Source organism: Ekhidna sp. (assembly GCF_965212185.1).
In the GTDB taxonomy this organism is placed as follows: Bacteria; Bacteroidota; Bacteroidia; order Cytophagales; family Cyclobacteriaceae; genus Ekhidna.
In genome coordinates this window covers 51572-66110 of sequence record NZ_OZ243102.1, presented here as the reverse complement: position 1 = coordinate 66110, position 14539 = coordinate 51572, and the positions used below count along the sequence as shown (strand labels likewise).

Below are 14539 nucleotides of genomic sequence, written 5' to 3'. Positions count from 1 at the left end.
AAAATAAAAAAACATGAAATGATCCGAAGGACGATTCCATAACACATATAAAAACAGAAAAAATTATGAAATGATGTTCACATTTTAAGAATGACATGACTAAGGGTACAAACCAAATCACAATAGTCATGACAAATGTCTTAGTAAAAAAAACATTACTACTCGCCTTTATGCTCACAATGATGGCAATGGCAAGTGCGCAATCCATTTCATATATTGAAGATTTTAATCTATCTAATCTTCAATCCTTCAATGGAACACAACTTAACATAGGTGCTCAAGAGGGGATACCTGAAGGAATCACATTTAGTCCAAATGGATTGAAAATGTTTGTTGCAGGTCAAAGTGGGGATGAAATCAATCAATACAGTCTTTCTTCCCCTTTCAACACAAATAGTGGGGTGACTCATGATGGGTTTTACAGTGTTGCTGCTCAATACACAAGTCCTCGAGTATACGGTGTTGCCTTCAGCAATGATGGACTAAAAATGTTTGTTACAGGTACATCGGGCAGTGAGCTTACGCAATACAACCTTACCACCCCCTTCTCCATTACTTCCGGCGTTACTTACAATACCAGTTACAATCTGCCCACCTCCGGAGATCCTGGTTTCATTACTTTTAAAAATGATGGAACAAAAATGTATGTTCGTAATGGTACAGGAATAGGGCAGTTTTCATTATCTGCTGCTTTTGATATTACGTCTACAATTACCCTCGAAGGGACTTACACACCAAGTACATATGCGCCTGAAGAAGCGGTATTTACAGCCGATGGATTGACGATGTTGGTCATCGAACCTTCAGGGGATATTCATCAATACGATCTTACAACACCTTATGAAATCACTTCAGGAGTGATTGATAATTCAATAACATTTGATGTGTCCGGTGAGGAAACACATCCGTCTGGATTAGCTATCAGCAGCGATAATTCTAGTGTATTTGTGTTGGGAAATGCCTCTGGTAATCAGAAAATTAGTCAATATGAAATGTCTATTCAAGGTTTTTCCGAAAGTGCTGCCAATGATGGTACAGTAGATGGTTCCATATCAATCAAAATTTATGGAGATACTTTTACAAATCAAGGTGGTTCTTTATCTGAAGGTGTCGATTTCAATATCGCTAACCTCCCGTCTGGGCTAACACCTTCCATCAGTGTGGCAGCAGATGGATCAAGTGCTACTTTGACATTCTCAGGAAATGCATCCCATCATCAGGCTGCTGACGATATATCTTTTCTGGAAATTGTTTTCGAAAACTCTGCTTTTACAGGCAATGATGCTTCAGTCATTTATAACTCTGACGGTAGTGCAACACCAGGAATCTCTTTTGAAAACAACAAAATAATAAGTTATGGAAACCAATTCAACTTATCGAATGGAGCAACTTATGACCTATCCTATCCCGTATCTTCCCGCCAGCCATTGCCAAGAGATGTTGTATTTAGTAGTGATGGACTCAAAATGTTCACAATTGGAGCCGATGGGGGTGCAGAAATAAATCAATTTACGCTTGCATCTCCTTTCAATATTGGATCTACCATTACATTCAATGGTAACCTGAATGTTTCTGCTCAAGAATCAATACCTACAGGGTTTCAATTTAGCAACGACGGAATGAAGTTATTCATCGTTGGTGGAGAAATCAATGAATATGATTTGAGTAGTCCCTTCACCATTACCTCTGGAGTAACGCATAGTGGCGGGTATTCCATTCCATCTGGAGTCCAAGCTATCTCGTTTAGTAGCAGCGGAAAAACTTTGTTTTTGCTTACCAACACAGTAAATGACTATGTCTATCAATATTCCTTGTCATCCGCGTACAACATAATAAACATCGGAAGTCCAGATGTAACTTATAGTGTAGGAAGTCAAGAAATACACCCCGCTGGTTTGGCATTTAATACCGCTGGAACTCAAATGTTTGTTGTAGGAGCTGGGTCGGACGCACTTCATCAATATAGTCTTAATGATCCATTTAATATGGTCAGCGGAGTTACATATGATGGCGTCTTTTACGATTTAAGTAGTGAAGTAGCTAGTCCAAGTGGAATCACATTCAATGCAGAAGGGAATTATTTCTTCGTGTCAGACTTTTCGGGTCAACAAGACATCAGTCAATACAAATTATCTTCGGATGGCTTTAAAGAATCATCAAATAATAATGGAGCTGTTGATGGCTTTTTAACCATTCAGATTTCAGGGGAAACATTTTCCAATAGCTCAGGGTCATTGACACATGGGGTAGACTACTCTGTTACTAATCTGCCTTCAGGATTAACGCCAGACTTACAAATTAATAGTAATGGTACTATTGCTAAACTGGTTTTCACAGGCAATGCTTCGAGCCACCAAAATGTTGATGATCTCACAGTGCTTGATTTAACATTTGAAAACTCCTCATTTGCAAGTAATAATGCAAGTGATATACAAGGCCTGAATGACCTCACTGAGGTTGGGATTGATTTCAGAGATAACAACCCATCTATATTTTATGGAGATGGTTTCAATATTAACAGCGCTTCATACACCTATAACTCAATGGACATCTCATCTATCGAGAGTCAAGCTACTGCCATTCGTCTTAATAACGACGGAACAAAGCTTTTCTTAATAGGCAGGACAACAAATGCTATCCACCAGTATAGTCTTTCAGCCCCATACGTAATCGACGAAAACATGACCAGTGATGGTGCTCCATATGATGTATCCGGCGTTTTATCTGACCTCTATGGATTGAGTTTTAACAATGATGGAACTAAAATGTACATCGTATCAAACAGCACTGACGATGTTCATCAGTTCTCACTTATCACCCCGTTTGATATTACCGGAACTGTTAGCTATGAAGGATCATATATTATTAGTGAAGATGGTTTTCCAGTTAGTGTATCATTTAACTCTGATGGTAGCAGGATGTTCGTCATTGGAACAAATGCTGATAAAATACTACAATACAGCCTGTCCACTCCTTTTGACGTAACAGGTACTGTAAGTTTTGAGGGAGATTTTAGTGTGCTTAGTGAAGAACAATCACCTCGTAGAATTCAATTTGCTGCTGGTGGAACCAGGATGCTGATTATTGGTAGTCTTGGTGATGAAGTCAATCAATATGATCTGTCAGTTCCCTACGAAATCACCTACGGAGCGACATTTGACACTAACTTTTCTATGGGTTCAGAGGACTTTGGTCCGATAGACTTTGTGTTCAGTCAGGATGGCTCAGTCATGTATATGCTCGGTATTGGTTATGACAACATTTATGAATACAACATTGAGAAAGGCGGGTTTTCAGAGGTAAACAGCAATGATGGAAGTGTAGAGGGCAATTTCAATGTATATCTGTTAGACGAAACTTTCACGAATGTTAGTGGAACACTGAGTCCGGGAACGGATTATTCGATCAGCAACCTACCAGCTGGCTTGACACCCGAGTTGACGATTTCTGCTGATGGGCTATCTGCCTCTTTATCACTAAATGGCAATGCTCTAGATCACCAGAATGTTGACGATTTGACAGAAATTGTAATCACATTTGAAAATTCTGCATTCACCGGAGGTGATGCATCTCAAGTGGAAAATTCATCTTCCATTAATACTGGTCTTGGAATAGACTTCAGAAATAACAACCCCACAGTCTACTATGGTGATGCATTAAGCCTGGCCGACATGAGCTACTCCGGAAACTCGTTCAACATCGCGGCACAAGATGGTTATGCAACTGGGATTGCATTTAACAATGACGGAACCAGAATGTATATATCGGGATATAACAATGGATTTGTTTACGAGTATAGCCTGACCGAGGGATTTGATTTTTCCAGTACTGTGGCTTACACTGGAAATTCACTAGATATTTCTTTAAACGCTCAATATCCGGAGGACATCTATTTTTCATCAGAGGGGAACCGACTTTTCCTACTTTCCACTAACAATTATGAAGTGGTACAATACAATCTGACTACTCCATTTGATCTTTCAACTGCGTCTTTTAGCACTACCCTGAACATTGCTGAACAAGATGACAGTCCGTATGGTCTTACATTTAGCTTAGATGGAAGTAAAATGTACATGATTGGGACCAATAACTATAATATTTATCAGTATAGTCTATTAACACCTTATGAGATTTCTTCAGCATCATACGATGGTAGTCCATTTTATGTGGAAAATGATCAAGATAGCCCGACCGGTATACATATTTCTGCAAATGGAAGAAAAATGATTGTTGTAGGTGATAACGGAAGCGCAATTAGCTATTCTTTGAATGTACCATTTGATTTGACTTTTGGAGCAACGCTTGACGGAACGGTATTTGATCTATCCAGCGAAGATTCTTCTCCCAGTGGTGTGACATCAACACCAAATGGTGACAAGTTGTTTGTCATTGGATATGGCATTGGTCAGGTAAGTGAATACACCATCGATGTTGGAGGATTCACTGAGGCTTTGGCCAATGACGGTACAGTAGAAGGTTCGATAAATATATACATCGCAGACGATACGTTTACTAATGCCGGTGGTTCCTTAACTCATGGAGTTGATTATACCATAAATAATCTTCCAGAAGGCCTAAATCCATCATTAAGCATAGCAAGTGAAGGCTACTCGGCTCAAATGACTTTATCAGGATCATCAACAATACATGGTGATAATGAAGATATAGATGGCTTAAATTTCACTTTTAATAATACTGCTTTCACGAACTATGCAGCAAGTCAAGTAGGTAATGTCAACAATCATTCAAGTATTATTGGGCTTGATTATTTGCCATATACAGATAATGATATCCTTTCATTTACTTTTAGTGAAGTCGAAGGGTCTGCAACAGTTAACAACACCGCTCATACTGTGGTGGCTGAAGCAGTTGCTGGGACCGATGTTTCTGCAATTACACCAACAATTGGGCTTTCTCAAAACGCAACAATCTCACCTGATACTGGGATTGAACAAGACTTCACTTCAGCTGTAACCTATACAGTAACAGCTGAAGACGGTACTACGCAGGATTGGGAAATTACAATAACAGAAGCATTAGCTGCTCCGACAGATATTGTACTATCCAATTCAAGCATAGATGAAAATTTATCAACTAATTCACTGGTAGGAACATTCTCTACTGATGATGCTAGTTTCAATGACTCGTATACTTATTTGTTTATTTCTGGAGAAGGAGATGAAGACAATGGATCATTTGGAATAACCATTGACGAATTGACATTAACTCCTTCTGCAGATTTTGAAACAAAAGACTCATACAGCATTCGCGTAAGAACGGATGATGGCAATGGTGGTCTGTTTGAAAAATCATTTGTAATCTCTATCAATGACGTAAATGAAAGTCCTACAGATATGGCATTAGATAATAATACCATCGATGAAAGTAATCCTGTGGGAACTGTTGTTGGATCATTGAGTACAACAGATGAGGATCTTGGTCAAATACATACTTATTCATTCGTTGCGGGTAGCGGTGATACCGACAATACCTCTTTCAGTATATCTGGATCAGAACTGATTTCAGCAGAGGAATTTGACTTTGAAACCAAGAATTCCTACTCCATTCGAATTCGAACAAGTGATGGACAAGGAGGAACATTTGATAAAATTTTCACAATCTCAATCAATGACCTGCCGGCTCAGATTACGTCAATTACTCTTAGTAATCAGTCAGTTAATGAAAATGAATTGAGTGGTGCATTGGTAGGGGATTTTTCCACTTCAGGCGAAGACTTGTCCGGATCATACAGTTATAGTCTCGTAGCTGGATCTGGAGATAACGATAATGGTTCATTTAGTATCTCAGGTGATCAGCTTCTAACCTCAGAAAGTTTCAATTTCGAGAATAAGAACAGCTACAGTGTTCTCGTAATGTCTAATGATGGAAGTCTAACGGAAACACAAGTCTTTTCAATCAGTGTAAATGATATTAATGATGCTCCGACTAATATCACATTATCTGGTAACACGATTGCAGAAAACAATCAAATAAATGATGTAATAGGTAGCTTCAACTCGACTGATGAGGATTCAGAAAACACTTTTACATACAGCTTAGTAAATGGGGCTGGCGACACAGACAATGCTTCATTTGATATTGTTGGAAATGAGCTGCAGGCAGCAGAAGCTTTTGATTTTGAAACTAAGAACAGCTACTCAGTTCGAATTGAAACAAACGATGGAAATGCAGGCACTTTCAGTAAGTCATTCACGATAGCGGTTGCAAATCAAAATGAAAGCATACTGGTAGCAAACCCAATTGCCGATCAGGATTTGGATGAAGGGTTTGCATCCATAGAAATTGAAATAAGCGGAGTTTTCACAGATCAGGATGGGGATGACTTGACCTATGAAGTGTCAAGTTCTGATGAAACGATCGTTACAGTAAGTAATTCAGGTGCAATTTTAACAATAACAGAAGTTGGTAATTTCGGACCTTCCACTGTGACAGTTACTGCAGATGATGGATCAGGTATTACCACTTCAGATGAGTTTATTGTCACAGTCAGTAATGTGAATGATGCCCCGATTGTAGCAAATGCCGTTTCTGATCAGAATGTGAATGAAGGATTTAGTAGCCTTGAAATAGACTTTTCCAACACATTCACAGATGAGGATGGGGATGACCTGACTCTGAGTGTTTCCTCAAGCGATGAGACCGTATCTACGGCAAGTATCAGTGGTACTATCCTTACCTTAACTGAGGTAGGTATCGGATCTACCACAATAACTGTCACAACTAATGATGGTAATGGAGGTTCTGTTTCTGATGAATTCATCCTATCCATCAATAATGTGAATGACGCTCCTGTAGTAGTGAATGCAATTGCTGATCAAACACTGGATGAAGGATTCGCAAGCATCGAACTAGACCTTTCAGCTACTTTCTCTGATGAAGATGGGGATGACTTGACTCTGAGTGTTGCCTCAAGTGATGAGACAGTATCAACGGCAAGTCTCAGTGGTACTATCCTTACCTTAACTGAAGTAGGTATCGGATCTACCACAATAACTGTCACAGCTAATGATGGGAATGGAGGTTCTGTTTCTAATGAGTTCATCCTATCTGTCAATAATGTGAATGGCGCTCCTGTAGTAGTGAATGCAATTGCTGATCAAACACTGGATGAAGGATTCGAAAGCATCGAACTAGACCTTTCAGCTACTTTCTCTGATGAAGATGGGGATGACTTGACTTTAAGTGTTGCCTCAAGTGATAAGACAGTATCAACGGCAAGTCTCATCGGTACTATCCTTACCCTAACTGAAGTTGGTATCGGATCAGCAACAATAACTATCACAGCAAATGATGGGAATGGAGGTTCTGCTTCTGATGAGTTTATTCTTACAGTAAATGAGTTACTTAATGATGCGCCAGTAGTCGTAAACCCACTTGATGATCAAACCGAAGAAGAAGGATTCGGTGCTGCTCAAATTAACTACGCTGATGTATTTGAAGATCCGGATGGAGATGTACTTACTATATCTGTAAGTAGCAGTGATGAAACAGTAGTAACTGTTGAAGTAATCACAAATGATCAAATTCAGATCAATGAAGTAGGTGTTGGAACAGCTACCATCACATTAACAGCTGATGATGGAAACGGGGGGTTGGTTTCAGATGAATTCATTGTCACTGTAAATGAGGCACTCAGTAATGAAACGGATATTATAGAGTTTTCCGAACCAACACAAACTGAGCCTGCTGTGATAGATGCAGTTAATCATACAGTTTCTATTACAATTCAGCCTACATCTGACTTAATAGAATACAATCCTACAATACTTGTTTCAGAGGGAGCAACCTATGAGCTGATGAATGCATTCAATGGATTAGATGATCTTATTTATACAGTTACCGCAGAAGATGGATTAACAACACAGGATTGGATTGTCACGGTCATCGTTGATTTTAGTTCTACTAATGGTCTTGAAGATGAAATTGATCTACAGATCTATCCGAATCCAACAACTGATTTTCTGAAAGTCAACACAAGTGAAACCATAACTGCTGAAGTTACTAATCTGGAAGGCAGACCGGTTATTTCCCGAGTTTCAGGAACAAGCTTAAAGTTGGACGTAACCTCTTTAAGTTCAGGAGTTTACCTGCTTGTAATTACAAAAGATCAAAAAACCTCAGTAAAAAGGTTTATTAAGGCAAACTAAGGCAGCATTAGCTATGGCTAGCTATTGCGATGGGTCGGCTCCAGGAGTCGGCCCTTTTTTATTCACGATCCAGAAAATGGACTTCCTGAATTTTGTTTTCTGCCACTTTGTACATGACAATTGCATAGATTTTTCGATCACCAAAAGTCACTTCCTCGTGCTCAATCACAGTACTTCCAACTGATATTCTATTCAACAGATTACAGTTTAAATTGGGCGTCCGCTCGAACATTCCAGCATATTGAGACCGCATGGTTTCCTTTCCTTTATACAGCAAATCTCCAGATCCATCAAAAACTTCGACTGAATCAGAATACGGTATTAAAAAAGCCTCAATATCTTGTGCGTTGTACGCTTCAAGTTGCTCATTGGCAAGTTCTTCAGGCGTTTGTGCGAATAAGAAGGTGGCACATATACTTGTAAGGATTGTTAAAATTGATTTTTTCATTTTACATTATTCGTTCATAAAATACTCGTTCACTTACATTCATCCACACACTCACATCCTTTCTAAATTTTTCAAATGCCTCGTACACCTTTTTACTTGGTGCGTCCTCCTCAATCAATTCATTCAAAGCCTCTTTGGTATAACCCTTAAGAGCCTCCAAGACTTCTACAGGAAATGGAGCAACAGTAACATCTGTTTCATTAATGATCTTTTGTAAATACTGCCCATTCCGTGCATCAAATTCTGCCCCCATCCACCTATTTGTACGATAACAAGCAGTACGGATGATCTCCTGAAGGTCAGTAGGAAGTGCCTCAAATTTTGGCTTATTGATCATCATTTCCAGAGCTGGCCCTGGCTCATGCCAGCCGGGGTAATAGTAGTATTTTGCAACATTATAAAATCCCATTAAATAGTCATGAAATGGCCCAATCCACTCAGTGGCATCAATAACACCTCTCTCGAGATTGGTATAAATCTCTCCACCTGAGACCAAAACTGGTGTTCCACCTGCCTTTTCCAAGACTTTAGCTCCCAATCCGGGAATACGCATTTTTAGCCCCTTGAGATCATCAATCGATTTGATTTCTTTTTTAAACCACCCTGCCATCTGAACACCAGTATTACCACATAGAATGGGTTGAATATTAAATGGTTCATACAATTCCTCCCAAAGCTGTGCACCACCGCCTGATATTATCCAGCTACCCATCTGCTGTGCATTCATTCCAAATGGAACTGCAGCAAAAAACTGAGCCGCAGGAACTTTCCCTGCCCAATAATAAGCCGCCCCATGATTCATTTCTACCGCTCCATTGCTTACCGCATCGAAACCTTCCAAAGCAGGAATTAATTCACCTCCTCCATACACCGTGATTTCCATTCTTCCACCTGACATTTGTTTGACCCAATCAGCCAATAGCTTGCACCCCTCTCCTACCACAGGGAAGTTGGGAGGCCAGGTTGTGGTCATCTTCCATCTGTATGTATTGTTGAAATTGATATATGGCCCTTGATTCTTTTCTTCAGATTTTACACAAGAAGCTAAGGTGGTGGCTCCTGCCGCAGCGAGTGCTGATTTTGACAAGAAATGTCTACGTTTCATAGTTATCCCCTTTTTGAGAACGGGAATCTACAAAAATTTTTACTCCACAATCTGAATTGATGAATATTGAATCTCGACAAAGTCTGCTATTTACTCGATACGAAGATTGAATTATACAATTATTTAATCAGTAATTGAGTTATCTTTAATAAGCCAAAAATTTTATCACTATGAAAAACTTACTGCAACTTGCATTTGCCTCACTTTTGATTTTGAGCTGTCAATCAAATGATGATATCCAAATGGATATTCCGAACACAGAAAACAGCATGGTTATTACCGGCATTAATGAATCAATTTCATATGAATTCAAAAATGCCAATGGAAGAACTGAAAGCAGCGTGCCACAAGATGTCAATATGATACAAATATTGATACTTGATGGTAACGATGATGTGGTTTATGAACAATATCACTACAACGCTAACGCTTACAATTATTATTACTATGATAGTGCTGCACATGGAGGTGATGATTACACCTTTGAAAATACCATTCCTGACACACTATACATTCCACCTTTACCTGATGGAAGCTATACAGTATTAGCATCTACGGCCTATGCAGAGAGATATAATTATTATGAAGACAATGAGAGCTATCCATTTATCGAATCTTACCAAATATCTGATGGGCCGATATATGTTGCTAAAGCATCAGCCGAAGTAACACAAGACACTGATCATCTGGTGGTTCTTGACATGAACAATATTTCATCAAGAATTGATTTAAATGTAACTGCTACCAATTCCTCCGAATGGAGCCTTGAAATTCAGCTAGAATCAACCAATGGTAATTATTATTCATTCAAAGATGAAGCATTAGTTCCGAGAGGAAATGATCATTATGATTACGCGTATATGTGGACGGATTCCTATTGGAAGCAGCAATCTTTCTATATGCTACCAAGAGACCTTAAGAATATCCATTTGATGATTTATGAATATCAAAGTGGTTTATACATGACCATGCAGACGGAAATTGATCCAAAATTATCTTTAGGTACTGGAGATGTATTCACATTAAATATAAACTTAGATGAAATCATTGCAGGAGGTGGATCGGCTGCATTTTCATGGGAAAATATTGATTGGAATGATGTTGGAAATGTCACTATACCATAAGAAAGAGATTTGATTTGATAGAAAAGCTCACATTCGAAATAATGTGAGCTTTTTTAGTTGCGCTCATAATGTTCCATAATCGCAAGGAAGGTTTTTTTACCTACTATTCCTATATTTTTTTCTTCAAAATATCCCGGGGTAAAGTTGTTCAATGAAGATTGAAATTTCTCTACAGCATCTCGTGTACTCTCTACATTTCCATCGACAGACCCTCGATAATACTCAATCCCTTTGAGTAGATCCTGGATCAATGAGCAAGCCTCCTGATTTGCATTGCTCACCCGTACATTTATATTTCCTCCATTCGCTAGCATGAGTTTTTTCAGTCTAAAAAGCTTATGCATGTAATGCTGACTATTTTTTCTGTATTGCTCTGTTGTGCTTACAAGATTCCTAACCACTTCTTTAAACTGATTTTTATCCAAACTATCATCGAAATAATTACTGGAAATATCTTGCAATGAGGAAAAAGAAAGCGAATTAGTAAGTGAGGTTCTCAATCGTTCATTCTCAGTCTTGCAGTTAGCTAATTCTTGGCCGTTTTGACCTGGGCTGGGATCTGAATTAGCTGAACTTGACTTAATAGATAACAATGTCCCACCGAGTGTGGTGGCTCCTGTTATGACTGCTACTACAATTGCCTGCTTATAATTAAACCTGGCTACTGTGACGTTAGGATCTTCATTTGCCATGTTGGAGAGTTTGGAAATGAAGTTAGTAATATTCCATTAATTGGAAAATAAATAATACTAGTCCTTCAATTCCTCTTTTCCATCCGCATGTAGAGCAAATCGGCCTTTTTCTCTGGGATGAACGAACTCATTCTTTGGCCATGGCCATCCTCCAAACTGTGTTCTTTGGTACTCCCTAATTGTTTCATAAATCTCCTCTTGGTTATTCATGACAAAAGGCCCCTGTTGTACTACTGGTTCACCTATAGGTTTTCCTTGAAGAAGCAATAAATAACCTTCATTACCTCCATTTTTTAAAACAACATTTTGGTCAGGTACAAGATCAGCTCCTTGTTGCTCTCTGAGCATATTATCTTGAATGCTAATACTTTCTCCTTTGTAGAAATAGATGGAACGATTTACCTCATTAGAGGCAATTGGAAGTTCTAACTCACCATGTGCGTCCATTTTGATAAGCCAGATAGCCACTCCATTTGCAGGATCTGCTGCCCAGGAATCGGGTGTAGTATCCAATGATTTTGTGTCTTTAAAATCTCCTGCAACAATCGTGATTTCAGCATCCTCTTCCTTGTGAACTGGGATATCTTCTGCCCACAGCATTTTGTAGTGTGGTTCAACGAACTTGCTCCTCTTAGGTAGATTCAACCAAATTTGAAAAAGCAGTAAAGGATTTGCCTTATCAGAATGTACCAGTGGAAACATCTCTGAATGAAGCACCCCTTTTCCAGCGGTCATCCATTGAACATCGCCATGACCAAATCTCCCAGTTGCTCCCATAGAATCTGAATGATCGACCAACCCTTCAGGGACGACTGTTATTGTCTCAAAACCACGATGGGGATGTTGGGGGAATCCAGGAACATTTTGTCCGTGATACATCCTCCAACCATCTTTTATGGTGAAATCCTGACCAATCATTCTGCCCTTTAATTCATCAGAATCGGGACCTAGTTGATCAGTGCCGTGTGGAAAAAGATCCCGATGATATACACAAAATAAAAATGGATCTTGAGTTTGCCATGGGAAACCGAGCGGATAAATTGACTTGACCGAAGATTGAGACATAACTTGTGATTTCTCAATTCAACCAAAATTAATAAGCGATTGTTCCTAGTCGATAGGAAGTGGGAATGATACGGTAAAACTTGTACCTTTTCCTGGTTCACTCTCTACCTCTACCGTTCCTTTATTAAGCTTTACGAAATCATAAACTAATTGCAATCCAAGGCCCAGTCCTTTTTCTCCAGATGTGCCTTTGGTAGAAAGCTTCTCGTTTAGTTTAAATAGGTGTTCTAGCTTTTCTTTTGACATCCCAACTCCATTATCGATAACCTTTATAATTCCTACATTGTTGGAATTGTCTGCTTCCGCCACAATACGAACCTGCCCTTTATTTGGAGTAAACTTGATCGCATTATTTATCAGATTCCTTAAAATTGTAGAAGCAGTATTTCGATCTACAAACAGCTTAAAATCATCATTTAAATCACAGATCAGTTCAATATTTTTTGAATTGGACATTTCGAGAAACATATCCTTCATGTCATCGAGCAAAAACCGAACACTCAAGGCCTCAGGCATGTGTGGAAAATGACCTTTCTGTTGTAATGCCCAGGTAAGTAGATTATCAAGAAGTTTAGTAAGACGGCCAATGGAATGCTCCATCTTATCAAGCATATCTTCGGTTTGAGCCTTCGTGCCTTCTTTCATATAAATTTTAGAAACCGTAACCAATCCAGAAAGCGTATTTACTGGTCCCCTGAGATCGTGAGAAATGATTGAGAAAAATTTATCCTTAGTGGAATTCAAAAGTTGTAATGAATTCTTTTGCTCTTCCAGCTTCTTGTTTAATCTATTCTTTGTCTTCAGATAAGAATAAATGATGAGGATCAGGCAAATAAACACGATCATAAGTATGCCACCGATAATCATGATGATACGATTGCTCCTCCTTTGCTCCAGCAATAAATCTACTTCAGATTGCTTTCGTCCAACTTCAAATTCTGTTCTGAGATTAGCAAGACGTTGAGTCGTTTCTAGGTTTTGAATACTATCCTTATAAGCATGATATTTTGTTTGAAAATCCACAGCTTTTTCAAAATCACCAGTAGCGAGATAGCTGAGGTAAAGGTTTTTAGAAGCATCCCGCGCTTGCTCTTTTAATTCTTCTTCTAATGCGAAATTATAACTTTTGAGAGCATAGGTAATCGCTTCATTATAAGCTTTCTCTTCAATAAAAATATTGCTCAGCTGATTAAAATAATCGGCCATGCCATATGTGTCCCCGAGAGGCTCTAGTATTTCAATAGCTTCAAAAAGATCTCTTTTAGCTTGTTCTATCCCACCATTTTTCCAATAAACAAGCGCTCTATTGCCAATGATGTAACCTATTCCAAGCTCAAAACCAATATCTTTTAAAAGAGGCTCTGCTTCATTGTAATAAGCCATAGCTGAATCATACTTACCAATTAGGTAATAATCATATCCTATATTAAGTAATGTAAGTGCAAGTTTTTGCTTGCTATTGGTACCTCTTAAAAGGTTGACAGTTTTTGATCCATATAGGAGCGCATTTTCCGAATCCCCATTTTGGGTATAGCATGTAGAGATCTCCCCATATACCTCTGCTAAAAAAGGAATGAACTCATCCTTGCCAAATGCTTGTTCCGCGCACTTGAATTGGTATTCAAGGGCCTTATCTAGATCGCCCATTAGTCGATAGGCAATTCCAATATTGGTATAAGCTTTGAGCTGATATTCTAAATTATCAGCAATTTTTGCTAACTCTAAAAGTTCATTGGCATAATTGATTACATCATCGGGAGCGCTGGAATAGCTCGAAAGCCAATAGTAAGCATAAAGCTCCTCGGTTCCTTCTAATGTACCAGACTCAATTAAAACTTTGAGACTATCGGCTTTTGTTTGATTTTGAGCTGTGGTAGTGAATAGAACAACGAAAAAAGAAATAAGAAGCCCTATTTGTCTTATCGCACGCATTATTT

The 14539-nt window shown here is 38.8% G+C and carries 7 protein-coding genes; 2 read left to right on the top strand and 5 right to left on the bottom strand.

Features of this window, described 5'->3' with window-relative positions; genetic code table 11:
- The first annotated feature begins 128 nt into the window (after positions 1-128).
- The gene (locus ACOMC3_RS00200) at positions 129-8168 is read left to right on the top strand and encodes a DUF5018 domain-containing protein (protein WP_420317500.1); all 8040 of its coding nucleotides are present in this window, start codon (positions 129-131) and stop codon (positions 8166-8168) included.
- A 58-nt stretch (positions 8169-8226) separates the two neighbouring features.
- Here ACOMC3_RS00200 and ACOMC3_RS00195 read toward each other — a convergent pair whose 3' ends face one another.
- Both ACOMC3_RS00195 and ACOMC3_RS00190 read right to left on the bottom strand, forming a co-directional pair.
- Entirely contained in the window at positions 8227-8616 is a 390-nt protein-coding gene (locus ACOMC3_RS00195) for a nuclear transport factor 2 family protein (RefSeq protein WP_420317499.1), read from the bottom strand.
- A gap of 1 nt (position 8617) precedes the next feature.
- Positions 8618-9721, bottom strand: coding sequence for a TRAP transporter substrate-binding protein (locus ACOMC3_RS00190; protein ID WP_420317498.1), 1104 nt, complete (start codon positions 9719-9721; stop codon positions 8618-8620).
- Positions 9722-9891: 170 nt separating this feature from the next.
- On the opposite strand from ACOMC3_RS00190, the gene ACOMC3_RS00185 reads away from it, so the two are divergent.
- Positions 9892-10845, top strand: coding sequence for a hypothetical protein (locus tag ACOMC3_RS00185; RefSeq protein ID WP_420317497.1), 954 nt, complete (start codon positions 9892-9894; stop codon positions 10843-10845).
- 53 nt (positions 10846-10898) lie between these two features.
- Here the strand turns inward: ACOMC3_RS00185 and ACOMC3_RS00180 are convergent, their stop codons facing one another.
- The 3 genes from ACOMC3_RS00180 to ACOMC3_RS00170 are packed head-to-tail and all read right to left on the bottom strand — an operon-like array spanning position 10899 to position 14534.
- Entirely contained in the window at positions 10899-11537 is a 639-nt protein-coding gene (locus tag ACOMC3_RS00180) for a peptidoglycan-binding domain-containing protein (protein ID WP_420317496.1), read from the bottom strand.
- A 57-nt stretch (positions 11538-11594) separates the two neighbouring features.
- Positions 11595-12602: a pirin family protein gene (locus ACOMC3_RS00175; protein ID WP_420317495.1), complete on the bottom strand. Its 1008-nt coding sequence runs from the start codon at positions 12600-12602 to the stop codon at positions 11595-11597.
- Positions 12603-12647: 45 nt separating this feature from the next.
- A complete protein-coding gene (locus ACOMC3_RS00170) occupies positions 12648-14534 on the bottom strand; it encodes an ATP-binding protein (RefSeq protein ID WP_420317494.1) in 1887 nt (628 codons plus the stop codon).
- Between the last annotated feature and the right edge of the window lie 5 nt (positions 14535-14539).

Bases quoted from the DNA above. Each gene is read 5' to 3' on its own strand.
- ACOMC3_RS00200 (WP_420317500.1), top strand. From the start codon at position 129: ATGACAAATGTCTTAGTAAAAAAAACATTACTACTCGCCTTTATGCTC.
- ACOMC3_RS00195 (WP_420317499.1), bottom strand. From the start codon at position 8,616: ATGAAAAAATCAATTTTAACAATCCTTACAAGTATATGTGCCACCTTC.
- ACOMC3_RS00190 (WP_420317498.1), bottom strand. From the start codon at position 9,721: ATGAAACGTAGACATTTCTTGTCAAAATCAGCACTCGCTGCGGCAGGA.
- ACOMC3_RS00185 (WP_420317497.1), top strand. From the start codon at position 9,892: ATGAAAAACTTACTGCAACTTGCATTTGCCTCACTTTTGATTTTGAGC.
- ACOMC3_RS00180 (WP_420317496.1), bottom strand. From the start codon at position 11,537: ATGGCAAATGAAGATCCTAACGTCACAGTAGCCAGGTTTAATTATAAG.
- ACOMC3_RS00175 (WP_420317495.1), bottom strand. From the start codon at position 12,602: ATGTCTCAATCTTCGGTCAAGTCAATTTATCCGCTCGGTTTCCCATGG.
- ACOMC3_RS00170 (WP_420317494.1), bottom strand. From the start codon at position 14,534: ATGCGTGCGATAAGACAAATAGGGCTTCTTATTTCTTTTTTCGTTGTT.